The following is a 22,333-nucleotide window of genomic DNA, read 5'->3' as shown; positions in this document are numbered from 1 at the left end:
GGGGCGCCTGACTGACGAACCGGCTCGGCCAAGGTACTTCTTGCGAGAGGGGGACCAATGAGTAGCCAAGACTTCCAAGAGGCTGTCGTTGATGAGGATGATTTCGCAGTCACATGGGAGCTTATTCCGGGTCGTGGTGCAAAAGAACCCCAACAGGACGAAGTGTTCGAAGATGCAACAACGGCCGCTGAGGGCGATATTGTCGACGCCGTGTCGCTGACGGACAACCCAGGGGGGACACCAGCACTGTCGGCGGATTACCTCGGGATGAAGCTCAAAGAACGAGGCATCGAACCGCTCGTTCACTTCACGACCAAAGACAAGAACCGGAATCAGATCGAAGCGCTCCTTCACGCGCTCGAACGAGAGGACATCAGCAATATTCTCGTGATGAGTGGTGACCACCAGGGGCCAGCTTTTGAAGGCCAGGGAAAGGCCGTCTACGATCTCGATCCCGTCCAGATGCTCGATTTCGTCTCCGAACTCAACGACGGCTACGAGTTCGATGACGCGTACGGTCGCCACAACGAGCTGAACGAGACGAACTTCTTCCCTGGCGCGGTCGTCTCGCCGTTCAAACGACTCGAAGCTGAGCTGATTCCCCAGTACTGGAAACTGGAGATGAAAGTGGAGAAAGGTGCCGAGTTCATCATTCCCCAGGTTGGTTTTGACGCCCGCAAGTTCCACGAACTCATCCAGTACATCGATGAAAAGGACCTGGATGTTCCGGTCATCGGGAACCTCTATGTCCTCGATTCGGGTTCGGCTCGAGCAATGAACGAAAACCGGATTCCCGGAGCCATCGTGACCGACGAACTTCGCGAAGAAATCGAAGCCGAACAGGACGGCGACGATCCCCATCAGGCGATGATCGAGCGGGCCGCAAAGATGTATGCCATCATGAAAGGCATGGGATTTGCTGGGGTCCACGTCGGCGGCCACCGTGCCGACTACGAAGACGTGGAATACATCATCGAACGGGGCGAGGAACTCGAATCCGAGTGGGAAGACCTCGTTTCTGAGTTCGAGTACCCGATGGAGGACGGATTTTACTACTACGAGCGGGACCCAGAAACCGGACTCAACGCCGAGTCTCACGCGCCACTGCCCGAAAATCCGAGTCAAGGACTGAAATATCGCGGGTTCAAGGTGGCCCACGAGGTGATGTTCGAGCCAGATGGCGCGTTGTTCGGGCCAATGCGATACACGGCGAAGAAGGTCGATGACACCTGGATGGAAGGCCCCTACGAGGGCTTCGAACGGGTCGCAAAGACCATCTCGAACGACTGCCAGGAGTGTGGGAACTGTGCCCTCTTCGATATGGCCTACCTCTGCCCAATGTCACAGTGTCCGAAAAACGAACGGAACGGCCCCTGTGGCGGCAGTTATGATGGATATTGTGAGGTCTATCCCGAACAAGACGAGTGCGTGTACGTCCGGGCATACCGCAAATTGAAGGCCGATAGCGGTGTCGAGAAAGCGCGTGAAAAGCTTCGAGAAACCTATATCCCGCCGCCCGACTGGGATCTCGAAGGGACCTCCTCGTGGATCAATTACTATCTCGGGAAGGATTACGCTGGCAAACGGGCCGGCAATCAAGTCGCCGAGGAGTAAAGGCCGGTTTACCCCCCCCCCCTATTCCAGGGGAAGTGTCCCAAGCGGGTTATTTGCAAATCCTACGCCTGCACGTCTCTTGGAACGACCAACACAGGTACATCCACAGACCGCAACACGGTGCTCGTCACACTTCCAAGGACCTGTCGAGACACGTTCGACCGCCCGTGAGAGCCCATAACGACCAAATCAATGTCTTCGGTCTCCGTATAGGTCTCGATGGCTCCGGACACACCGTCAAAATTCGTTGATTTCCGTCGGACCGTCTGGACATCGAGAGACGGTGCCTGATCGGCTACGGCTGTCACTGCAGATTCGAGAATATCATCAACTTCTGATTCAAGATGCTCGACGAACTCCGCTTTGAGCCCGCCTGCGTTGAATACGCCACCTGCTCGCTGGAGGTCGAGAACCGAAAGCAAATGCACCCTCGCTCCGGTTTCGGTTGCGAGTGCACCCCCATGCGGAATCGCTCTGTCTGCATTTGAACTCCCGTCGGTCGGAAGAAGGATTTCCCGTAGTTCGAGTGGCTCGGACCGCGATTTGTCGGCCGGTTCGACTAATACCGGGGCGACACCGGCTTCGAGCACCCGCTCTGTAACCCCACCCATGAGTTTTCGAGAGACAGTCGACCGGCCTTGCCGGCCGAGAACAATAACGGGATTTGGCTCATCCTCCGCCACAGCCGCGATCTGGGCTGATGGTTTGCCTTCGAGAAGCGAAGTCTCCGCTTCGATTCCGTACGCAGTCGCTTCGGACTCGAATTCGGCCAGGAGTTCCATTCGCTCCTCACGAATTTGATCACGATCTGAAGATGATCTGAGCACGTCCAGGAGTGACCGCTCCAGCACGTTCAGAACCCGAACGGAGGCGCCGGCCTTCCGAGCAAGTGCGAACCCCGTCCTGGCGGCTCGTCTCGCGTCGTCGCTCCCATCGACGGCCACGATAACCGATTCATACATATAATAAACTCCGGACGGGAGGGTCATGACCGTTTGCCTCGATTCAAGGGACAGTGTGTCCCGTTGCATTGCACACTTGACGCTCGTGGCCGGCTTCATGACTTCGCCACACACCGACTTTCAAGATGGTAGCTACCCAATCATGGTATATGAGTATCGGTGATAACAGGAAACCCGTCGATTGTATGAACACGAGTTGCAAGTACAACAGTTCCCGAACCTGTGGCTACTCGGGACGGCTCGTTATCGACGCCGATGGCAACTGCGAAATGGAGTCGGACAGTTACAACCGCGATCAATTCCCCTAATTGGGACCCTGTTAAAATCCCGACTTCAGCTCGGACAAGGACCCTAAATGAGAGGCATAATACTTTCAGTTGCGGTCGAGTAACATCTTACTATGAGATGTAAGCTCGTCCTCCTCCTGTCGGGAATCGTCGGGACACTGTTCCCAAAGGCGGTGATCGACGGTGCGAAAACGCTCCTGCTCTGGCCGACTTACGAGAATCCAGCGGACCTCGAACCACGCTCGTGGTTCGTGACTAGCGTCCGGGTGCAGTCACTACTCTTAGCTGCTGTGGTTCTCTATACGATGACTGATCCGGGGCAGAGGGTTCAAACCGACATTCCAGACGAACCAGATTTGACTCCGGCCGCTGAATCCGAAGACTGAGACACGGTCCGGCTCTCGGTGTAACTCAAACGGCTGCTGACTATAACTCGACCTTGGGGGGCGAGTTAGAGTTCGGTTTCCGGTTCTGGAATTTGTCGGGTGGTCCCAATGATTCGAACCGGGTCCCCCGCATCGTCAGTAACGACGTCCCCCTGCCCTTCGAGCCAGACTTCTCCGGACGCCAAGTTCAACGGATACTGCACATGGTAGGAAGTGCCCTCCTCGATGGCGTTATCGAATGCCTCGGCGACGTCATCACGGTACCCTGTCGGAACCCGTTCGACGAAGTTCTCAAAAATCGGTTCAAGTTCACTCGCGTCAACATCGAACAACATCTCGAAAGCCGGATAGCGATCTACCGTGTCGGTTTCAAGATCCCATTCCCAGGCGTAGGTATTCGTGGCCTTGAGGGCACTGATCAGTTTGTCTCGTACCGATTCGAGTTCCTCGACGCGCGTTTCGAGTTCGTCAATACGGTCGGTTGTTTCCGGTGCCATATGTGAATGGTACGCAGGCCAAGAATATTGTCCTTACGGATACATGTATTCACTCCATGTAGCCGAGTTGTTGGAGCCGTTTCTCGACCGTGTCTTGTCCCGTACTCCCGCTCCGATCAGCCAGCGTAATCGGCTCTCTGGACGTCACGTCATGGTCCTCGCGAAGGACGTCCAATACGTCTCCGTCCATGTCAGAAGGAATATCCGTGCCATGGGCCGCAAGAATCGTCGGGGCGATGTCGAGAATGCTGATGCGATCGAGTTCTCCATGAGACTCGAAATCAGGACCGTTGGCGACGAACATCCCATGCGGCGTGTTCTCGGCCGCCCAACGATCCGGTCCGCTCTGTATTTCCCCGCCCCCTATTCCGTCGTTGACATGGACCCCAGGGCGTTGGTTGACGACGATTTCGGGCCCATCCTCGACGAACGACCCACTGTAGAGGTCTTCGCCCTGGTGTACAGCGGTAAACAGGGGGCCATGCTCGTCTTCGACAGTCTCAAGGTCAGCGATCAACTGCTCCCGAACCGGATCCGTGTCGAAATCCGAATTGAGGTAGATTGGGCCCTGTCCACTCGCGACCGCTTTGGTCTGCGGCAGGTCAATCGCTTCAAGTTTTCGCTGTCGTTTCACCCCGTCTGCCTGGGGCACCAACTGCTGGACCCGTTCGGGCACCAACGCGGCGAGTGTATCGACGACCCCCGCTCGCTTGGCGACGCTCAGAACCGTTTCTCGATCGAAACCGACGGATTGTAACACGTCTTCGACCGTCCGGGTGCGAGTTTGATACCCGTTTTCGACCAGCCACTCGTTGACGTAGAATTCCGTTTGCGTCGGAGCGCTGCCGTGATCGGACATCAGAACGACGTTTGTGTCCTCGAGTGCCGCGAGTTTCCCCACCCACTCGTCTACCAGCAGCCAGGCACGCTTGGATGGTTCTTCGTCCCAGAAGAAGTGATGCAGGACGTTGAGATAGAACAAGGTGAGATGCATGAAATCGAGGTCCCGTTCCTCGAAAAGCGACAGGGCAGCCTCGAAATGTGTGTCGAGTACTTCGAGTATGGCCTCGACCTCCGCGCCACGTTCCTCGTTGCTCGATAGGAGTGGATCAGGATGGACCCGATAGTCAAAGCGAGACTCGAGCTCGGCTTCGAGGTGGGCGGGGGACGTATACCCGCTGTCGATAGATCTATATTCGCCTTCGGCGGCATCAGGACCGCCGCAAACAACTGGCCCATCAAGGTTCCGGGGTGGATACATCGTGGGCATGTTGAGGACCCCTGTGGACTGACCGGCATCATTGAGGTAATCCCAGAGTTCGGCCGTTTCGAAGTCACCCCCCTCCATCACGTCGATCTGACCGGCTTCGAGGTCCACTCGCTCGAACCAGAACACGCCGAACTTCCCTGGATTCTTTCCGGCGGAATAACATTTCCAGTTCGGGAAGGTGACAGGCGGAAGGCAACTCCGAGTGCCAGCCCAGGTCCCCTCGTTTCTGAGCGCTTCGAGGTTCGGCATCTCACCAGCATCGATCCATGGTTCGAGCAATCGCCAACTCGCTCCGTCGAGACCGACGACAAATGTCCGTGTCATTATCGGACACTTGTGATGTGGCCTCAATTTCCTTTCGTCCTGGAAGAACCAGACCCGAGTTGTCGGAGCATAACAAATAAGTGACGGCATCGCGGTCTCCCACATAGTGCGGAGCCTCGCCGTCATTCCCGCGTACAACGAGTCCGAGACCATCGGGACTGTCATCGACGGGACCGAACAGTACGTCGATAGTGTCGTGGTCGTCGACGACGGATCGACAGATGAGACAGTCAGAAAAGCACGAGACCACGGAGCAGCGGTCCTCAAGCACGCGTTCAACACTGGTGTCGGCGGGGCAGTACGAACGGGGTATCGATACGCAATCGAACAGGACTTTGACTTCGTCGTCCAGGTCGACGCCGACGGCCAACACGACCCGGATCAGATCCCCCGTCTTCTCGATGCGGCCACTGACGCGGACATGGTCATTGGGAGTCGCTATCTGAACGACAGTTATCGGGAATATTCGTTCGTGCGCAAACTGGGGATTCGGTTTTTCACCGAAATGGTCAACACGCTCGGCGGTGTGGAAATCACGGACGTAACCAGCGGCTTTCGAGTGTATCGTGTCTCGGCGCTCGAATCGATTTTACACCACTCGGACAAACATTGGGCAGTCGAACAGACCCTGGAAGCAGCCCAGCGGGACTTCGAGATCGTCGAGGTCTCGACGGAGATCCCGACCCGAGGCGACGGGGATTCACAGTTCACCCTCGAAACGTTCGTATTGTACCCTCTTCGAATGACCGACGTTGCCCTTCGGGTGCTGCTCTTTCGCTAACCATGGTCGAATACACTGTCGTCAACCTCGTCGCGTTTCTCGTTGGAATCGGCTTCCTGACGAACGGGTATCGCATGGTCCGACGGGGCCGGGAAGACATGGCGATTTTCATCACCTCACTGTTGGTCGGGGCTGGCCTGATTTTCGTTTCCCTCTTTCCGGATTTCTTCCAGGTCATCGCGACACTTCTGGGGTTGGAATTGAAGGCCCGGGCCATCCTCGTCATCGCCAATCTCACGCTGTTCGTGTTGGTTATTTACCTCCTCAACCGGATCGCGAGTCTCTACGAACAAGTCTCCCGCCTCAATGAAGCGGTCACACTTTTGAAAGCCGACCTCGAGGACCGGGATGACTGACCCCCCGGAAGCCGTACTTTCAGTCGATTTCGAACTGTTTTCGCACACGCCAGCGTATCGCCAGGCAACTGGCTCCACTCCAAACGGCTCTATCGGCATTGATGGCGGGGAATTTCTCCGGGCACAATTGTCAGAACACGATGTCTCCTCCACCTTTTTTGTGGTTTCATCGGTCGGCGAGACACATCCTGGGGTGATCGAGAACCTCGCCGCCGATGGCCACGAAATCGGATCGCATACCCACACTCACCGATTGCTCACCGAACTGGACCCATCTACGCGGTTGGAGGAACTGGAACGGTCCAAAGAAACACTGGAAGCCCTCACTGGCACCACGGTTACCGGGTTTCGGGCTCCAGCCTTCGATTTCGGCGCCGACCATTTTGATATGCTTGGGGCAGCGAGCTACGAATACGATTCCAGTGTCGTCGCCAGCAGGGCGATACCCGGTTGGTACGGCGGCGAATATACGCTCCAAAAACCGGCTCCGGCCACTGCGGTCGAGGCAGACGCCCCGTCGTCTGTGGCCGAACTTCCCGTGAATGTGATGCCCGGAATCCGGTTGCCGTTGACAGGAACCTGGCTCCGGTTTTTCGGTCCGGGCTACACCATCCTAGGGATGAAACTGCTCGCCCGGCAAGGAGTGACACCGGTTCTCTACGTTCACCCGTGGGAGTTCGTCGATTTGCCAACAATCAAGGGCGTTCCGAGACGGGTATATTGGCATACAGGCCAGTGGATGCGACGTGCTGTTCAACGGATTCTCGATGCCGATTTCGCGTTTATCACGGCTCAAGATGCGCTCCAAGATGGCGGAGTAAGAGCTGTTGATGGAAGCGCCGAAGGTTCAAAGCGGGGTGAAAGGTGACCAGCAGATCTCCGCGCCAGGTCGCGATCACGATCGCACAGTACCTCATCGCGCTCCTGGCGCTGGGATGGGTCCTCCAACAGATCGACGTCATCGATGCGGTCAGCCGGCTCTTGACCCTCGATTTCTGGACGATTGCGCTGATCCTCGTGGTCAGTCTCGTTGGGGGCTTCGCCCAATTCGACACGTGGACGGCTGTGCTTCATCCAATCAAATCAGTCGGATTGCGTTCTGTGGCGAGCATTTCGCTCGTCGTTAATTTCGTGAATCAACTCCTCCCATCCCGACTCTCCGGTCGACTGGCGGCGCCATTTGTCATCCGGAGTCAAACCGGGATGAAGTATGCAGACGCCGCTGCCGTCTCTGGTGTTCACACGGGCATCTACGCAGTGCTTTACGGTGTGGTTTCGACAGCCGGTCTCGTCGCCATTGCTTCCTCCCGAGCGCTCTCGGTCGGGTGGCTGACACTCCTTGTGGTTTCCACTGGCCTCTATCTTTTGGCAGGCAGTCTGGTCCTTTTCGCCGGATCGAACCTTCGAATCCTCGATCCGGTCGTCGATTGGCTTGGGAACCTCCTCGCCACTTTGCCCCGAATCGGTCCGAAACTGGCGGCCTGGGTCCGCGGGCTCACAGACTTCACCGAAGCCTCGACACTGGCGTTCAAAAAACTCGCAGCGAACCGTCGGGTCTGGGGCCGATACGCGGTCAGTTGGAGTGTCGTGCTCATGTTCGCTCCGGCCGTTCGGGTCTGGCTCATGCTCCAGGCGTTCGGTGTGCAGTTCGAGCCGCTCGTGTTACTTCCCCTGTATCTGGTAACTGGCTACAGCGTGACGCTCCTCCCGATTTCGCCGGGTGGAGTCGGTGTCACCGAAGCAACGGCGACGGCTGTCTTTGTTGCACTTGGTGTCCCGAGTGCGGTCATCGTCCCAGTCGTGTTCGTCGATCGGATCTTCGGGATCTATCTCCCGGCTGCAATCGGATGGATTCCGGCCGCTCGACTCGACCTCTCTTCGCTCGCTCCCGACTAAAACGGCGGATAGCGCGATCGGTCACACTCACCTGTCTGCTCCAGAATCACGGTGTACTGGTTCTCGGCCAGTTCCTGTTCGTCGGCGTACTGGTCGGTGTGTGGAACGACTCCGAGTCGAAGAAGGTCGGTATAGTTTCCTGGCATCGGTCGATCCGGGACAAAATTCGGTGGCCTGGGCCCGAATTCGGCGGCGATTTCGTACCCATACTCCCCGTCCAGGAGTTTTCGAAGATAGTTAGCTTTGACCGGCCCGTTCCGGTAGTAGGTCCCCTCGGCACGATAGAGAAGATCCCGATACCCCAGTTGGATATATGTCGGGCAGGGGTCCAGCCGTTCGTCGGTGCCATGCGAACCATATGCGTGTGTAACGTTCATCGAATGCGGTATCGCCGTGTCCTGTATATGCCGGCGATATACCTCGACGACAGCGTCCTCATCACCGTTCGTTTCCAGCCATTCTGTTGCCTGGTCCCGGGGCATATGGGCATATTCGGCGACGCCAACTCCAGCATACACCGCTGAAGTGACCAGTACCAACGCTATCGCCAGACGTCCGACCGCTGGGGCTCGATCTTGGAACCTCGAAAGTGACCACCCCACGATAATTGCGAGGAGCGGAAACGTCGGAAGCAAATGATGTACCCGAAAATCGTGCCAGGCCGAAAAGAGCAGTATGTAGCTACCCAATGCGCCAAGAACCAGCACCGCGACCGTTGAGCCAACCGGACGTCGTCGCAAGTGCCACAAACTCGCCAAAACGCCGGCAACCGACGCGAAAAACAACGGTAAGCCGAGTGCACTGAAGTACCCTCGGAGGAACCACCAGAGGATCGGCGCGTCTGGACCAGTCGTATGCGTCGCCCGTCCAACTGAACCACCAAAGATCCGTTCTAGCACCAGGTCGAAGCGCCCGATGGCAGTCGATGGAAAACTGAAAAGAATGACTACCAATCCAACAAGAGCCCCTGTAACCACCAGTTTCGGACGAGGATTGGCAAGCACCGTTTTGGGGTGCCCATCTGCCGCTCTGAGGAGGTAGGCAAGACCTATCACCAGTACGACTGGCGCTGCGGTCAGTTTGAACCCGATCGCGAGTCCGCCCGCCGCACTTGCGGCCAGGAAAAACCGGCCATCACCGAGATGGACGTATCGGATCAGGAGGAGGACGGCAAGCAACAGGAAAAACGCAGCAGGCATATCCTCGCCCCCTTCGTGAGCGATGGTGAGGAATCCGAAGGTGAGCGTCAGGACGAGACTCGCCAGGCGGCCGGTCTTCCGGTTAGCCAGTTCGACACCGATCCGGTACGTGAGATAGACGCTTCCAACCGCAAAGAGAACATTGAGAAGTCGGACCAGCGAGAGACTCCAGGTCCACACCCATTCAGGCGTGGTATGCCAGGGTTCGTAAAATCCAAATTCCCCGGCAGGATAGGCAAGGGCCGTGAAAGCGTCAGCCTCCCCCAGTAGGAGCACGCCGAAGACGAGTGGGAGGAAAACGATGCCATAGAGGTACGTTGTCGCGCCAAACGGGACACGACCCCACAAAATACCTGAGCGGAGACTCTCGAGGCTCGGATCCTCGATGACACGGGCATACGGAACAAGCGCGTCGAGGATCCGGCTGATCTCGTCCCGAGTAGCGAAGTTCGGAATCCGATGCCAAAACCAGAACGCCGAAAGCCCAATCGAGAGCAGCAAAATATAGCGGAGCCATCTGTCAGCACGGAGATCACGGACGAGTTGCTCCCACCCCGCCCGAAAAAATGAACGCATGGAAGTCGTCATACCCCAGGTTTCTGGTGTCAAGTGCCAAAAACGTGGCTCATTTCACGTCACTTCGAGTGTGGAAAACGGATGGAGCTACCGTTTCAGTGAGCAGTCAATCGGTTTCTTGACCCTCACCAGGATGTGCTCCTTCGTCAATAGAAGATGAATCAGGTGACCCACCGCCTCCAGTCCCATCCTCAGGCTGCGAATCGGCCCTCTGCCCCGATCCGGACTCAGCACCTTCATGTGGTCCACCTGAATCGGGTTCGATTGCTTCATCGCCGTCCGCTTCGGGATCAGGTCCCGCACCATCCTCTGGTTCATCTTCGACGACACGTTCCGTCCAGGTACCTCGGAAGAAATACAGTGAGGCTGCAATCATCGAAAGCACGTTCGAGAGTGCAATGGCGAACCAGACGCCAGTTTCGCCCATCCCAAACCAGTCCAGCAAGATGTAGGCCGGTGGCAGACGGAACACCCACAGGGAGAGGATCGCGAACACCATCGCCAAACGAGTTGAACCGCTGCCCCGAAACGCGCCCTGGACGACTTGAAAGACCCCGATGAAGAGAAAGGTCGGCCCGATGATCTTCAGGTAGTCCGCTCCGATCGCGATGACGTTCGGTTCGCCCGGAATGAACGCCGCCGTTATCGGTTCAGCAAACAGGTATGCCACGAGACTCAACACTGCGAGGACCCCGGCGACGATCGCACTACTGTAGCCGACCGCTCGCTTCGCCCGGCCAACTTGCTCCGAGCCCAGATTCTGGCCGACGACCGTTTCGGTCCCCCGTGCCAAGCCAAGGGCCGGCAAAAAGACGAGGGAGTTCAGCCGATTGCCGATCCCCAACGCGGCAACAGCATCGTCACCCGCCAGTGCCACGAGAGCCGTCAAGACGGTGATACCAAGCGCTCGAGTCGACTGTTCGACGCTTGAGGGAGCGCCGAGCACGATAATCCGACGGACCATCTCCAACTCCAGTTTGAGGTCCGATAACGAAAGGTGGATCCCGACTTTTCCAGAGAACAGCCAGAACATCCCCAGAACGGCCCCGACCCCTCGCGAGAAGACGGTAGCGATGGCAGCGCCCTGGACTCCGAATCCTTCGAAACCGGTGACTGCCAACAGCGTTGCCTCCAGTTGTTCGAACCCCAGCGCAGTCAGGAGGACGTTCCCCTGAAAGCCCAAGATAAGGAACGGGTCCAGTATGACGTTCAAGGCAACCCCGAAAGCCATCAGATAGAGTGGAGTTCGAGTATCACCCCACCCCCGCAGCAGGGCCTGAAAGATGAAAAACCCGAACATGAACACGACCCCGACAAAGATCGTCCTGGTGTATTCGACCGCGAGAGTGAATTCGAGCGACCCCGGGGTGGCTCCAATAAGGCCCACGAGCCAGGGGGTCAGAATATAGCCAATCACCGAGAAAAACGCTGCGACGACCACCACAAACGCGATGGTTTGACCCGCTGCGAAGTTTACCCGTTCGTCGCGTCCAGCCCCCTTGTTCTGTGAGACTAACACTGTTCCGGCGACCGTGAAGCCACCTGCAATGGAGATCATCAAGAATACGAGCGGCCACGAGTAGGACAGCGCCGAGACAGCCTCCTGGCCGACGCGTCCAACCCAGAACGTGTCGGCAAGGTTGTACCCGACCTGAAGCATCTGGGAGAGAACAATCGGGAGCGAAAGGACCACCAGCGGCTTCAGCAGCGCCCCGTCGATGACATTGACGTCGCGACTGCTCACATGGACCCCTCCCGTTTCGAATGGGCTTCAATATAGGCCATCTCTCGAAGCGGTCCCCAAACCGTACTGACAAACCCCTCAGTTGCCCGCAACAAATTCCCAGCAAAGGGGTTCCTCCAAAACCGTGGGAACTGACAACAGACGTCGGAGCGAAAGAGAGAGATCGAGATTCCAGAATTTGGCATACAGGTGAATGGACGTTCAGTATTTAAAAGGACTTCGGCACTGGAATCATGGCAAACCGCCCCACAACGGTCCTCCTCCCTTAGCCACTCCCGTCAGTGTTGACCTCCTCCCAAACAAACACGCCGAGATACCCACCAAGTGCACTCAGACCGACAGTATAAATGGCCGATAAGCCGATCAGAAACAACCCAAGGAAAGCGAATGCAATAGGCGTCGACCCCATGTGAAGTCCATAAGTCGCCGATATTCCACCCAATCCCAGGAGCATCATGAGGAGAACGCCAATGAATATGAAAGGCACGAGCATAACTAATCCAGCCCACGCGCCGACTTTGAGACCGTTTTCACGGGCCCCATGCTGGAGATATCCAGCGATGCCCCCACCCAATAGCGGAGACAACGGAACGAAGGACAAAACCACCCCAGCTATGCCGCCGATAACCGCGTTCAGTACGGGACTCCGATTTGAGTCCGACTTGGAGGAGGTTGATTGGGGGACCATATCCGCATAAGGGACAGCGGTACCTAAAAATATTCGGCACGGCCCGGTGAAGCCGTAACGACTACCACTCCGTGGAGCAAACGAACGGGTAATGTGTGGGCGGACGTCCCTCTTCACGCCCCAACCCGACATCGAACGCCGCTTTAACGCCGAGTTCGATCACGACTACGAACCAAGGTACAACATTGCGCCCGGGGACACCCTCGCAGTCGTTCATAACGAAGCTCCGGAGACCATCACAGCTGACACCTGGGGCTTCGTTCCTGAATGGGCCGAATCAGTCGATGATGGACCCCGACCGAGTAACGCTCGCGCAGAGACGGTCGCGGAAAACGAACTCTTTCGCTCTGCGTTCGAGAACCGCCGCGCGCTCGTTATCGCCGATGGATATTACGAATGGGCCAGAAATCGTGGCGGGAAACAACCATACCGAATCGGCCGAACCGACGGGGATCCCTTTGCGATGGCTGGATTATGGAGTCACTGGAAGGACAACGGAGAAACGCTGAGGACTGTCACGATCATCACGACTGAACCGAACGACACCGTCGCATCGATCCACGATCGGATGCCAGTCATTCTCGAGCCAGGGTCTGAGTCACAGTGGCTCGATGGAAATGTAGGATTCGACCCGTCTGATCTGCTGCAACCGTACCCGGATCCTGACCTTGAGCCGCGCCAAATCTCGACGCTCGTCAACGATCCGACCAACGATTCCCCTGCAATCATCGACCCGGTCGGTGGGAGCAACGGACAGACGGGTCTCGAAGACTTCGGTGCCGATTGAAAGGGCTAGGCTTTCGTTGCGCTGATCAGGACGGGCGGTTTCTCCGTGCCCAGGTCGTAAGCGGTAAACACCACCTTACCCTATCACTTTGCAATGAGTGACGCGTCATCCCAGTCGGATGACACTCCCGTCGTGTCCAATCTCGACCCGGAGTGTTCGCTAACCGACCTGACCGAAGGCGAGTATTATCTCGGAACCGTGAATGGTGTCGTCGATTACGGCGTTTTCGTCGATATTTCAACCGCCGTTTCCGGGCTGATTCACGAATCAAGCCTCAAAACGGACTACGAAGTGGGTGAAGAGGTTGTCGTCGAACTGGCCGAAATCAAAGAGAGCGGTGACGTGTCGTTCGAGCCGGTGGATTTCACGGACTATCAACTCGTCGGACAACGCCCAGACTACGACCGGAGTGTGGTGACCACGCTCGAAGATTCAAACGGCGACCATGTGCACCTTGAGGGCTCGGTCATCCAGATCAAACAAACCCGGGGCCCGACAGTCTTCCAGGTTCGAGACGAAACCGGGATCGTTCCCTGTACGTCCTACGAAGGAGCAGGAGTCCGGTCCCATCCCGAGATTGACGTAGGCGATCACGTCTATATATCCGGGTCAGTCGGAACGAGAAACGGCGGCGTCCAAGTCGAAGTCGACACGGCTGAAGCACTCGAGGGCGAGGATGGCAAAAGAGTGGGCGAACGACTGGAAGCGGCGACCGCTGTTCAATCGGATCCAGTCGAGGTCGATCCCACGATCGAGTGGGACCCACTGCTTGACATGCGGTCCGATCTGACCGACCTGGCCCGACAGCTTCGGGCGGCAGTCCTCGAAGGTCGACCGATTCGCATTCGCCATCACGCCGATGGTGATGGGATGTGCGCGGCCGCCCCTGTCCAAATGGCACTCGAACGGTTCATTGGAGATGTACACGAAGATCCAGAGGCACAGCAACACCTCCTCAAACGGCTCCCCAGCAAGGCGCCATATTACGAGATGGAGGACGCCACCAGGGACCTCAATTACTCCCTGGGTGATCAGGAACGACATGGTCAGAAGCTCCCCGTGTTGCTCATGATCGACAACGGGAGCACGGCCGAGGATACTCCGGCCTATCGGACTCTCGACGAATACGACATTCCGATCCTCGTGATCGACCATCACCATCCCGATCCGGACGCCATCGAGCCGTTTGTCGACGCTCACGTCAATCCGTATCTCTACGGTGAGGATTATCGGATCACATCAGGCATGCTGAGTGTCGAGTTGGCTCGGATGATTCACCCATCGCTTGGTGAAACGCTCGATCACGTCCCGGCTATCGCCGGTCTGGCGGATCGATCGAAAGCCGACGCGATGGAGCAGTATCTCGAACTCGCGGCTGAGGCCGGGTTCGATGAAGCATATCTCGATGACATTGTTGCGGCACTTGATTATGCGGCATATATGCTCCGCTATAACTCGGGCGGTGATTTCGTCACGGATATTCTCGCCATCGAGGACGAAGCAGGGCGCCATCGCGACCTGGTCGAACTCCTTGCGAAGCGAGCGCGGGAGGAGATGGACCATCAACTCGAATCCGGGATGGACCACGTCGAACACGAGCGCCTGGCCAATGGCGCCCACCTTTATCGGATCGATCTCGACGAGTTTGCCCACCGATTCACCTACCCGCCACCCGGGAAGACGACAGGCGAACTCCACGACCGCAAAGTCGAGGAAACCGGTGAGCCGGTCATTACGGTCGGGTACGGTCCGGATTTCGCCGTGCTCCGCAGTGACGGTGTGCGACTTGATATCCCCGAGATGGTGACTGATTTGAACGCCGAACTACCCGGGGCCGGCGTTTCGGGCGGCGGGCATCTCGTCGTCGGAAGTCTCCGGTTCGTGCCAGGGATGCGGGAACCGGTTATCACTTCGCTCATCGAGCGGATGGCCGACGCGGAACTCGACGAAAAACTCAGTAGCTCCGCCTCGCCCTAGCCCGTTTCGAATGTCGCCATTCGATTCGCATATCCCACCCCGAAGACCAGCAGGACTGCAGCCCCGACAATAGTGCCCCACGGAACTCGCCAGGCTGCACCGCGCCAATCTGCGATAAACGCCCGCTCGAAGGCGGCTGCAGTCTCCGGGTCGTCGATTTGAACGGCGACTTCCCGGTTCTCGTTGAGCGCATGTGCATTCCAGTTGAGACTCCCGACAAGCGTTGATTCTCCATCAACGATGAGTCCTTTCGCATGGACGTGTTCATATCGACTTCGAGGTTCTGCAAGTCGAACCTTGATCGGGAGTCCCTCACGGTCAGCTCGACGCCTGAGTGTTTTCGCCAGGGCCCGGTTCTCCGATTCCACATACCAGGCACCTGAGAGAAGGATTCGAACGTCGATGCCCCGCTCAGCGGCCCCAATCGTGGCGTTCAGGAGACGGCCCGAGGGGTCGATCGACACCTGCTGAATCCGAATCGAATCGGTTGCGGACTCGAGCATGCTGGTCACGCCGGCAGCCGCATTATCTGGTGCGACAAAGACTGTCACAGACTCGGCCGTCGAGGTGGTCGGCGAAAACCGGCTGGGATAGGATTCGGTGTCCGGCTTATCGGAGACGGGGTCACTGGGCCGGGCTGTTACCCAAGGCGAGGTATCCACGAATCCCCTGTCGGCGGCGAAAATCCGACTCAGGTTCTGTGCAACAGCCGGATCGTGGATCTCCGCCGCCCAGCCCCGAGAGCCGTTGCCACCGATACTCCCCGGCTTCCAATTTTCCGAGGTGACGAGCGCCCGGTCATCGACAATCGCGTATTTCGCGTGTTGGTATTGGTACCGGGCCCGGTCCGTGCCCAGGACAGTCACCGAAATCCCCGCGGCTCGAAGTCGGTCGAGTTGTTCGACCTGTGGTTCGGTTATTCCACCGACCGGCCCCCCCTCAACCAACACACTGACCGAAACATTGCGCCTGTGAGCCTGAATTAACGCGTCCGTGACCGCTGGATCGGTGAACGTGTACCCGGCCAAACGGATCCGGTTTCGGCTGGTGTCAAAGAGCTCAGTGATGGGTTTCGGTTGATCGGGCAACAGGAAGGTTCGGACCGTGACATTCCGACTCGACATCGGGGGAAAGTCACTCCGGCCCGGTGGCACAAACCGGCCGTTTCGGTAGAGTTCACCCTCACTCGACCGTGAGTACGAGACGTTTTCGATCGTTCGATTCCCCTTGCGGAGGGCGATCCATTCCCCGGCGTTGGCCAGCGAAAGGAACGAATCCACACGGTGAATGGGGTGGTCGGTCACCGCTGTCGCTGGCCCAGGGTCATCAGTGATTATGACTTTGCCTGCCGAGGACACACCCGAGACATCCACCGTGTCCTCTCCATCGGTTAGAGTCAGGTTTCCGGTCGAAGCCGTTTCGGGAACCGTGAGAATGACGAACTCCCCACGGTCATCAACGGTCGTGGGATCCGGATAGATCCCATCGATGGCTGGCGCATTCCCCGTCGCCAGAAGAAACACGAGGAGGATTTCTGCGAACACGTGGTTGGGTGGCCCGACTTTCGTGGAAAAAGGTTCGGAGGGGTTTATTATGATTCGAGAGCCTCGCCCTCATATGGACATTGCGACGCAACTTTCACTCGCCGGGTCAGCAATCGGAGTCCTTGGAGCGATGTTACTCTTCGTCGAGTTTTTCCAATTGCCCAGTTACGTCCGCTTTGACAAGGATTTCGAAAGTTACAGCGTCGATATCTCACCCGACGATGCGACGGAGTACACGGCTTTTGGCCGAACTGGAGCGGTCCTCATTGGGGTCGCCTTTGCCCTGCAGTTGACTGGGACCTTCCTCTAATGACCTGACTCACTCCTCGTCTGCTGATTCCTCGGCCGTTTCCTCGTTGCCTTCCGCCGCTGACTCCTCGGTCTCAGAGTCCTCGTCTTCTGCCTCGGATTCTGTGCTTTCCCCGTCACTTCCCAACGTGTTTGTGGCTTTTTCAGCCTCTTGCTCGATCAAGTACGAGTTCGCCGTCTCGAAGTCAGCCGCTGCCTCAAGCGCTGACTCGGTTCCGATTTCCCCGAGAGCCCAGGCGGCACTCGCCCGAACCGAGGCGTCCGCGGACGTATCAGCGAGGAGGTCAGCCAGCGGATCGATAGCCCGTGTATCACCGATCATACCGAGTGCGCGTGTGGCTGCGTTTGTAACACGGTCACTATCTGCGACGAGTTGGTTTGCCACCGTTTCGGTTGCAGACTCGTCACCGATTGCACCGAGTGCCGTCAGCGAGCGCGCCTGAAGCTCCAGTGAACTGCCCGACTCCGCGTGGCTTTCGACGGCAGCAACACCAGCCTCCGCGCCGATCTTGCCGATCGCGTCGATGGCATTGAGGTCACGCCGTTTGGCGAGGTTCGTCAGCGGTTCGAGTCCCTGCTCGTCCCCCATGTATTCCAATGCCTCGATACAATGTCGAGCGATAAAATCGGTATCCCCCATCAGGTCCAGTAGCAGGACGACCATCTCGACGTTTCCCTGCTTCTCCCAGGCTTTGAGTGCCGACCATTCCGGCGGGAAGTCCTTGTGCTTGGCACCTTCCAGGGGTTCGTAGAAGCCTTCGCGATGGAGTCGCTCCCGCACTTTGAGGTCCGTCCAGGCTGTCGACGTGTCGACGGAATCCGCGAGTGTGCCCGCGGCCTCAAGCAGGTCCGCAATCGACTCTGCACCTTCGTCCGCATCGAGGGCTGCTTCCTCGACGCTCTCGGTGACCGTCTCAAGGGTCACGGACAACTCCTCGGGATCCGGGACCGCTTCCCCAAACTCCGCATCGAGAATCGACTCCACCTCGTCCAGGAAGTCTTGCACGCCGGGAACGAGTTCCCTCTCACCCTCTTCGGCCCACCGCGTGCCGGTCAGCGTACTCCGAACGTCGTCAATTGCATCGACGACGTCCTCGCCATAGGGCCCCCGCTTTTCATCGACGGCGTCCTGAAGGTCCGACAGTTCATCTTCAAGGTCGTCCGCCGGATCGTCGGGTTCCTCGTCCTCGTCTTCCGGTTCCGGAACCGGGATTTCGGTCTCTTCGAGGTCCGCTTCGATTTCCTCGAGTGTCGCTTCGACCTCATCGAGGTCGGCCTCTGTGTCGGCCTCCTCGACGGCGGTTGATGCCGATTCGAGTCGTTCTTCGAACGCCACAACGATTGAATCGGCTTCCGTCTCCGCTGGCTCTTCGTCCCCGTCACTCATATTCCCGTCTTCCGGGAGAATTCCTATGAGCGTTTCCCTTCCGGTCCGGGATACAACCGGGGCGCAAGAACCAGATAAGCCACGGCCCATGCGAGCAAGACACGTGGGAAAACAGATCCGGACACCGCCGGAAAGAGGATTGCTGCAGCCTGTATAGCGCCCATAATCAGCGCGTCACGAACCCGGAGATCGGGATAGACACGATCGCCAAGCATGAGGATGCCAAACACAGCCAGACCTCCAATGGCACCCCAGGTCGGCACACCGGCCAGTAGTCCCGCGGCCAATATCGTCGCGGCGAGTGTCGTCTGGACTCCGTGCGTTGACGGTTGTTCGGTGTCGTAGGTCGTGTACAACGCCAATCGCAGGACGGCCGCACAAACAAATGCGGCCCCGAGGACGAGTGCACCGTACTCCTTCAGCGACGTTAGCGGGGTTAGCAGTGCAATGACCATCGCGGCGGGTGCGACGCCAAACGAGGCGACATCAGCCAACGAATCCAGATGCGGTCCGATTTCCGAACCGCCGGTACGTCTCGCGATGATTCCATCAAGTGCGTCAGTAATAGCCGCGAGCAGGATTATTCGTGCAGCGAGTTCGACGTTAGTCGGCGCGACGGCGATCGCGACAAATCCCAGCGCCGCATTAGTCGCCGTGACAACGTCAGCTGTATCGAGCGCATCGAGAACTCGCGGCCCCATTACAAGAAAGTCACACCACCGGGACCTTACTTGTTTTCACTTCGTGGATTACTCTCCGACGGCCGCCGTCTCTTCCTCGGTTTGGACCTCCGCCGGACGGGCGTCGAGATTCGTCTTCTCGACTTCGACCCGGCGCAGGGGATAGATCGTTTTGGCTTCGTTATATATCGCACTCGAGAGATGCCCCTGGACGACGCTGTCCAGAAACTCCTCGAACGTGCGCTCTGCTGCCGCCTCAGTGACGAGGTCGGTCATCTTCGCTCGAATCGCTTCTTTTTGACTCCGGTCGGCGACTTTCGTCGTGAATGCGACCGGATGGACGGTGATTCGGTAGTCATCGGCGGTTCGAAGGGTCAAGACAGCCTTGACCTTGGACGAGCCGCGGCGAACGAGACTTCGCTTGTAGTCCCGGGTCAGTTCGTGGGTGGCGAACTCTGTATACGCCGAGTCGCTGCCGACGTCGGTGACCTGGAACGTGAGTTTGACGTTGTTCTCGCCGCCCTCCATCACGTCACCGAGGGTCGTTTCGATTGTTCGGTTGAGTACCTGTTCTGGTTCGGTTGCCGGGGTGGTCCCGAGTTCGGCCCGGTCGAACTGCTCCGGGGCGAGGACGGTGTACCACCGCTTTTCCTGACTGCGTTTGGATACTGATCGGTCGCTCATGTGTTGGTAGGTTCGTCGTTGGTCGCGTGTCGGTTCGCTGTTCGGGCCACCTCGAGTGCAACGGTGAGGTTGACTACATAATCGTCGACCGTGGACCGAAGCCCTGCGGTCGAGTCACGCTCGATCGAGGTGACGATCGCGTCTCCGTCGACTGCGGTGTCCATTTCCGTCGTGTTATCCGGTTTGATCGCCTCAGCAATCGCGTCCGGTCGGTCGACGGTGGACCTGATAGTGGCGCATCGAGTCATTGTCCAGCCTCCGTGTCCGTGAGGATTGTTTCGAGATCTGCGTCCGTTCGAACTGTCGCGAGGGTGTTTGTCCCGGATACCGCTGCCTCCGGAACACGAGTTTCGAGCGTCTCGATCGCGGTTTCCTCGCGAGTCGCGAGTGCGATCGTTGCTGGGCCCTCGACGTAGATTTGATCCGCTGGAACTCGAAAATCGCGTCCGAGTCGGGCCACGTCATCGGGTGGAATCCCCTCGACTGTGGCCGTTTGAACGGGTGTCTCTGTTTGTGGCAGCTCGGCAACGACTTCGTGCACTTTCGCGCCGTAAACCTGCCACATTTCGAGAAGTCGTGATTCCGCTCCGGTAAGGAGCGATGCAAGGGCTGCCCCGGCGTCCATTTTCGCAGCCGCGTTGAGAACGTCTGCGTAGCCGCCAATTGTCTCAAAGGCTGTCGGTGTGGTTCGCGGGCCAACAGCGTTTGCAATCGCTTTTGTTGCTCGCTCGCTCGGTAGCGTGTCCGTGGCCTCGAGCGCCACGGCGGATGCCACCATTCGGTGCCCCCGCTCGTTCATCGGCTCTGGCAGATCGAGGTCGGCAACAAACTCGCTCGTCGCCGCTTCATCTCCAGAGAACTCGGCGTGAAGCCAGCCCGTATAGGCCAATCCAGTTGCCATGTCAGCCGTCGGAATGGCCAGCCCAGGTCGCTGCGTAAGTCCACGGTCCTGTGCAGCCGAAAGGGCCGGATCTTGTGCTCGAACCCCGGCAACGGTGCCGCCTGCGAGTGCCAGCCCAGGATCGGGGTCCGTGCCGAGTTCCTGAGCCATTTCAAACGCGCACGTAGCTGCGGATTCGGCGTTGCAGGACTGTTCGAAGTCCGGGAAGCCGAGGACAATCGCGGTGTCGTCCCCCTCGAGTCGCGGGGCAACACGGTTTCGAGACGGGGCTAGCGAGAGATGGCGGGGGATATCCCGATCCGCAAGTGCGTCCCCGAGAATGGTGGCCGCAGCGAGGCCGTCACCATCGGCGCGGCTCACGACCCGCACGAGTTCGGCGTCGTGCAGGTCACTTGCCAGATCGGCAGCGTCCCGTGATTCTGTCGCTGTCCCCGTGGTTGCCATTTCAGTCGAGGAAGTCCTTCGCGTTCTCGTGGGTGTACTTGAAGTCCTCCGGGATCTGATCGCCGCGATAGTAGTTCGCGAGGCGCCGGATCTTGGACTCAAGGTTCTGCAGCGCGTGTTTGTTGTGATGGTCCTGGCGGTTCTCCTCGACGTGCTCGTAGAGGTTTACAGACTTCTCGAGGAGGTTTCGGAAGTCCTCGGGGATCTCCGGTTCGGCATCGTTTTCCTCGAGGATTTCGGTGATCTTCTTCCCAGTCGCGGTCTTCACGTCGGGGATTGGGGTGCCCTGAACGCCTTCGTCCCTGAGTTTGATCCCGATCTGGGACGGATCGACGCCCTGCTCTGCGAGTTCGACGATCCGCGCTTCGATTGTGTCTGTTTCAACGTCGCTCCACTCGGGTGGTTCGTCTGTCGCCGGTTTGTCAGAGCCGGACTGACCCCGACGACGGGTATGCATTCGTGCCATTGGTGATTGGAACGACACGAACCGCAGGATAGTTCGACAGCTGCTGTCGAGCACTACCGCAATCCCAAGCCGGAGATCCGGCGAGTCAGACTTGCGGTCGCGCGTTCCCTATAAGAGCGGAGGTGAGCCGTCCCAATAAAGGGTTACGGTATTCGCTGCCATCGAATCGGGACGTTTATGGGCCGCAATGGAATACAAGCGGATGCGGGCTCGTAGATCAGTGGTAGATCACTCCCTTGGCATGGGAGAGGCCGCGGGTTCAACTCCCGCCGAGTCCATGCAGCTCCCGAAGTGAGCGTATTCGACATACGGCGTGGACTTTTTATACGTCATTCACACCCTCTTTTACCCGATTTGAAGCGGAGTACCGGCAAGGTTTGCTTTACGATTGGAACCCGTCGCCGCGGTAGCCCCACTCACGTCAGGCGATTGCGTGTATTTGGTCACAGCCCAAGCTCTAAAGTGTTATTCTGTGTCATCTGTTTACCGGTTAGCTGAGCCGAGGCTGGCGAAGTACGACGCGATCGGGGCCGCTCGAAAAGCTGAGTGTCCGAACTGCGGCAAGAAGTGGCGG

At 58.1% G+C, this 22,333-nt stretch carries 23 protein-coding genes and 1 tRNA gene; 11 read left to right on the top strand and 13 right to left on the bottom strand.

What is annotated here, in order from left to right; genetic code table 11:
* Positions 1-57 precede the first annotated feature (57 nt).
* Positions 58-1,614 (top strand): methylenetetrahydrofolate reductase C-terminal domain-containing protein, encoded by a 1,557-nt coding sequence (locus V5A26_RS07815; RefSeq protein WP_332322319.1) that lies wholly within the window; start codon positions 58-60, stop codon positions 1,612-1,614.
* Positions 1,615-1,676: 62 nt separating this feature from the next.
* Here V5A26_RS07815 and V5A26_RS07810 read toward each other — a convergent pair whose 3' ends face one another.
* Entirely contained in the window at positions 1,677-2,576 is a 900-nt protein-coding gene (locus tag V5A26_RS07810) for a universal stress protein (protein ID WP_332320961.1), read from the bottom strand.
* Between the two features lie 149 nt (positions 2,577-2,725).
* Here V5A26_RS07810 and V5A26_RS07805 point away from each other — a divergent pair, with 149 nt between their 5' ends.
* Together V5A26_RS07805 and V5A26_RS07800 are read left to right on the top strand one after the other, a co-directional pair.
* Positions 2,726-2,884 (top strand): hypothetical protein, encoded by a 159-nt coding sequence (locus tag V5A26_RS07805; RefSeq protein ID WP_332320962.1) that lies wholly within the window; start codon positions 2,726-2,728, stop codon positions 2,882-2,884.
* 92 nt (positions 2,885-2,976) lie between these two features.
* The gene (locus V5A26_RS07800; protein WP_332320963.1) at positions 2,977-3,249 is read left to right on the top strand and encodes a hypothetical protein; all 273 of its coding nucleotides are present in this window, start codon (positions 2,977-2,979) and stop codon (positions 3,247-3,249) included.
* A 65-nt stretch (positions 3,250-3,314) separates the two neighbouring features.
* Here V5A26_RS07800 and V5A26_RS07795 read toward each other — a convergent pair whose 3' ends face one another.
* Positions 3,315-3,746: a PAS domain-containing protein gene (locus V5A26_RS07795; protein WP_332320965.1), complete on the bottom strand. Its 432-nt coding sequence runs from the start codon at positions 3,744-3,746 to the stop codon at positions 3,315-3,317.
* 49 nt (positions 3,747-3,795) lie between these two features.
* Positions 3,796-5,340 carry an alkaline phosphatase family protein gene (locus V5A26_RS07790; RefSeq protein WP_332322318.1) on the bottom strand — a complete coding sequence of 515 codons (1,545 nt, stop codon included), beginning with the start codon at positions 5,338-5,340 and terminating at the stop codon, positions 3,796-3,798.
* A 106-nt stretch (positions 5,341-5,446) separates the two neighbouring features.
* Here V5A26_RS07790 and V5A26_RS07785 point away from each other — a divergent pair, with 106 nt between their 5' ends.
* From V5A26_RS07785 to V5A26_RS07770, 4 genes are read left to right on the top strand one after another with little or no spacing between them, the layout of a single operon-like run.
* Positions 5,447-6,121 carry a glycosyltransferase family 2 protein gene (locus V5A26_RS07785; RefSeq protein ID WP_332320967.1) on the top strand — a complete coding sequence of 225 codons (675 nt, stop codon included), beginning with the start codon at positions 5,447-5,449 and terminating at the stop codon, positions 6,119-6,121.
* A 2-nt stretch (positions 6,122-6,123) separates the two neighbouring features.
* On the top strand, positions 6,124-6,477 hold the full coding sequence (locus V5A26_RS07780) for a DUF2304 domain-containing protein (protein WP_332320968.1): 354 nt from the start codon (positions 6,124-6,126) through the stop codon (positions 6,475-6,477).
* Entirely contained in the window at positions 6,470-7,345 is an 876-nt protein-coding gene (locus V5A26_RS07775) for a polysaccharide deacetylase family protein (protein WP_332320969.1), read from the top strand. Before V5A26_RS07780 ends, V5A26_RS07775 begins: the two co-directional genes overlap by 8 nt.
* A complete protein-coding gene (locus V5A26_RS07770; RefSeq protein WP_332320970.1) occupies positions 7,342-8,373 on the top strand; it encodes a lysylphosphatidylglycerol synthase transmembrane domain-containing protein in 1,032 nt (343 codons plus the stop codon). The genes V5A26_RS07775 and V5A26_RS07770 overlap by 4 nt, the downstream gene beginning before the upstream one ends.
* On the opposite strand, the gene V5A26_RS07765 is transcribed toward V5A26_RS07770, so the two are convergent.
* From V5A26_RS07765 to V5A26_RS07755, 3 genes are all read right to left on the bottom strand, one after another.
* A complete protein-coding gene (locus V5A26_RS07765; protein ID WP_332322317.1) occupies positions 8,370-10,160 on the bottom strand; it encodes an ArnT family glycosyltransferase in 1,791 nt (596 codons plus the stop codon). The genes V5A26_RS07770 and V5A26_RS07765 overlap by 4 nt on opposite strands.
* 94 nt (positions 10,161-10,254) lie before the next feature.
* On the bottom strand, positions 10,255-11,892 hold the full coding sequence (locus V5A26_RS07760) for an MATE family efflux transporter (protein WP_332320972.1): 1,638 nt from the start codon (positions 11,890-11,892) through the stop codon (positions 10,255-10,257).
* A gap of 265 nt (positions 11,893-12,157) precedes the next feature.
* The gene (locus V5A26_RS07755; RefSeq protein WP_332320973.1) at positions 12,158-12,580 is read right to left on the bottom strand and encodes a DUF5518 domain-containing protein; all 423 of its coding nucleotides are present in this window, start codon (positions 12,578-12,580) and stop codon (positions 12,158-12,160) included.
* A gap of 91 nt (positions 12,581-12,671) precedes the next feature.
* Between V5A26_RS07755 and V5A26_RS07750 the strand changes: the two genes are divergently transcribed.
* Positions 12,672-13,367, top strand: a complete 696-nt coding sequence (locus V5A26_RS07750; protein WP_332320974.1) for an SOS response-associated peptidase — start codon at positions 12,672-12,674, stop codon at positions 13,365-13,367.
* 93 nt (positions 13,368-13,460) lie between these two features.
* Positions 13,461-15,344, top strand: a complete 1,884-nt coding sequence (locus V5A26_RS07745) for a DHH family phosphoesterase (RefSeq protein ID WP_332322316.1) — start codon at positions 13,461-13,463, stop codon at positions 15,342-15,344.
* Here V5A26_RS07745 and V5A26_RS07740 read toward each other — a convergent pair.
* Positions 15,341-16,888: a phospholipase D-like domain-containing protein gene (locus tag V5A26_RS07740; RefSeq protein ID WP_332320976.1), complete on the bottom strand. Its 1,548-nt coding sequence runs from the start codon at positions 16,886-16,888 to the stop codon at positions 15,341-15,343. The two genes, V5A26_RS07745 and V5A26_RS07740, sit on opposite strands and share 4 nt — an antisense overlap.
* A 73-nt stretch (positions 16,889-16,961) precedes the next feature.
* Between V5A26_RS07740 and V5A26_RS07735 the strand changes: the two genes are divergently transcribed.
* The gene (locus V5A26_RS07735) at positions 16,962-17,198 is read left to right on the top strand and encodes a hypothetical protein (protein ID WP_332320977.1); all 237 of its coding nucleotides are present in this window, start codon (positions 16,962-16,964) and stop codon (positions 17,196-17,198) included.
* Positions 17,199-17,207: 9 nt separating this feature from the next.
* On the opposite strand, the gene V5A26_RS07730 is transcribed toward V5A26_RS07735, so the two are convergent.
* The 6 genes from V5A26_RS07730 to V5A26_RS07705 are packed head-to-tail and all read right to left on the bottom strand — an operon-like array spanning position 17,208 to position 21,759.
* A complete protein-coding gene (locus V5A26_RS07730) occupies positions 17,208-18,584 on the bottom strand; it encodes a HEAT repeat domain-containing protein (protein WP_332320978.1) in 1,377 nt (458 codons plus the stop codon).
* 23 nt (positions 18,585-18,607) lie between these two features.
* Positions 18,608-19,285 (bottom strand): protein sorting system archaetidylserine synthase, encoded by a 678-nt coding sequence (locus tag V5A26_RS07725; RefSeq protein ID WP_332320979.1) that lies wholly within the window; start codon positions 19,283-19,285, stop codon positions 18,608-18,610.
* Between the two features lie 48 nt (positions 19,286-19,333).
* The gene (locus tag V5A26_RS07720) at positions 19,334-19,948 is read right to left on the bottom strand and encodes a 30S ribosomal protein S3ae (protein ID WP_332320980.1); all 615 of its coding nucleotides are present in this window, start codon (positions 19,946-19,948) and stop codon (positions 19,334-19,336) included.
* Positions 19,945-20,196 (bottom strand): KEOPS complex subunit Pcc1, encoded by a 252-nt coding sequence (locus V5A26_RS07715; RefSeq protein WP_332320981.1) that lies wholly within the window; start codon positions 20,194-20,196, stop codon positions 19,945-19,947. The genes V5A26_RS07720 and V5A26_RS07715 overlap by 4 nt, the downstream gene beginning before the upstream one ends.
* Positions 20,193-21,293 (bottom strand): hypothetical protein, encoded by a 1,101-nt coding sequence (locus V5A26_RS07710; RefSeq protein WP_332322315.1) that lies wholly within the window; start codon positions 21,291-21,293, stop codon positions 20,193-20,195. Before V5A26_RS07710 ends, V5A26_RS07715 begins: the two co-directional genes overlap by 4 nt.
* A 1-nt stretch (position 21,294) precedes the next feature.
* Complete coding sequence (locus tag V5A26_RS07705; RefSeq protein WP_332320983.1) at positions 21,295-21,759, bottom strand: 30S ribosomal protein S15; 465 nt, start codon at positions 21,757-21,759, stop codon at positions 21,295-21,297.
* 206 nt (positions 21,760-21,965) lie between these two features.
* Here V5A26_RS07705 and V5A26_RS07700 point away from each other — a divergent pair.
* Positions 21,966-22,037 (top strand) — tRNA-Ala (locus V5A26_RS07700).
* Positions 22,038-22,333: the final 296 nt, after the last annotated feature.

Origin of the sequence: Halodesulfurarchaeum sp., assembly GCF_036626455.1 — an archaeon.
Classification (GTDB): domain Archaea; phylum Halobacteriota; class Halobacteria; order Halobacteriales; family Halobacteriaceae; genus Halodesulfurarchaeum.
This window is presented reverse-complemented; position numbering and strand designations above follow the sequence as displayed.

What these genes read in the sequence shown, in the direction of transcription:
- V5A26_RS07815 (WP_332322319.1), top strand. Translation starts at nt 58, where the DNA reads ATGAGTAGCCAAGACTTCCAAGAGGCTGTCGTTGATGAGGATGATTTC.
- V5A26_RS07810 (WP_332320961.1), bottom strand. Translation starts at nt 2,576, where the DNA reads ATGTATGAATCGGTTATCGTGGCCGTCGATGGGAGCGACGACGCGAGA.
- V5A26_RS07805 (WP_332320962.1), top strand. Translation starts at nt 2,726, where the DNA reads ATGAGTATCGGTGATAACAGGAAACCCGTCGATTGTATGAACACGAGT.
- V5A26_RS07800 (WP_332320963.1), top strand. Translation starts at nt 2,977, where the DNA reads ATGAGATGTAAGCTCGTCCTCCTCCTGTCGGGAATCGTCGGGACACTG.
- V5A26_RS07795 (WP_332320965.1), bottom strand. Translation starts at nt 3,746, where the DNA reads ATGGCACCGGAAACAACCGACCGTATTGACGAACTCGAAACGCGCGTC.
- V5A26_RS07790 (WP_332322318.1), bottom strand. Translation starts at nt 5,340, where the DNA reads ATGACACGGACATTTGTCGTCGGTCTCGACGGAGCGAGTTGGCGATTG.
- V5A26_RS07780 (WP_332320968.1), top strand. Translation starts at nt 6,124, where the DNA reads ATGGTCGAATACACTGTCGTCAACCTCGTCGCGTTTCTCGTTGGAATC.
- V5A26_RS07775 (WP_332320969.1), top strand. Translation starts at nt 6,470, where the DNA reads ATGACTGACCCCCCGGAAGCCGTACTTTCAGTCGATTTCGAACTGTTT.
- V5A26_RS07765 (WP_332322317.1), bottom strand. Translation starts at nt 10,160, where the DNA reads ATGACGACTTCCATGCGTTCATTTTTTCGGGCGGGGTGGGAGCAACTC.
- V5A26_RS07755 (WP_332320973.1), bottom strand. Translation starts at nt 12,580, where the DNA reads ATGGTCCCCCAATCAACCTCCTCCAAGTCGGACTCAAATCGGAGTCCC.
- V5A26_RS07750 (WP_332320974.1), top strand. Translation starts at nt 12,672, where the DNA reads ATGTGTGGGCGGACGTCCCTCTTCACGCCCCAACCCGACATCGAACGC.
- V5A26_RS07745 (WP_332322316.1), top strand. Translation starts at nt 13,461, where the DNA reads ATGAGTGACGCGTCATCCCAGTCGGATGACACTCCCGTCGTGTCCAAT.
- V5A26_RS07735 (WP_332320977.1), top strand. Translation starts at nt 16,962, where the DNA reads ATGGACATTGCGACGCAACTTTCACTCGCCGGGTCAGCAATCGGAGTC.
- V5A26_RS07730 (WP_332320978.1), bottom strand. Translation starts at nt 18,584, where the DNA reads ATGAGTGACGGGGACGAAGAGCCAGCGGAGACGGAAGCCGATTCAATC.
- V5A26_RS07725 (WP_332320979.1), bottom strand. Translation starts at nt 19,285, where the DNA reads ATGGGGCCGCGAGTTCTCGATGCGCTCGATACAGCTGACGTTGTCACG.
- V5A26_RS07720 (WP_332320980.1), bottom strand. Translation starts at nt 19,948, where the DNA reads ATGAGCGACCGATCAGTATCCAAACGCAGTCAGGAAAAGCGGTGGTAC.
- V5A26_RS07715 (WP_332320981.1), bottom strand. Translation starts at nt 20,196, where the DNA reads ATGACTCGATGCGCCACTATCAGGTCCACCGTCGACCGACCGGACGCG.
- V5A26_RS07710 (WP_332322315.1), bottom strand. Translation starts at nt 21,293, where the DNA reads ATGGCAACCACGGGGACAGCGACAGAATCACGGGACGCTGCCGATCTG.
- V5A26_RS07705 (WP_332320983.1), bottom strand. Translation starts at nt 21,759, where the DNA reads ATGGCACGAATGCATACCCGTCGTCGGGGTCAGTCCGGCTCTGACAAA.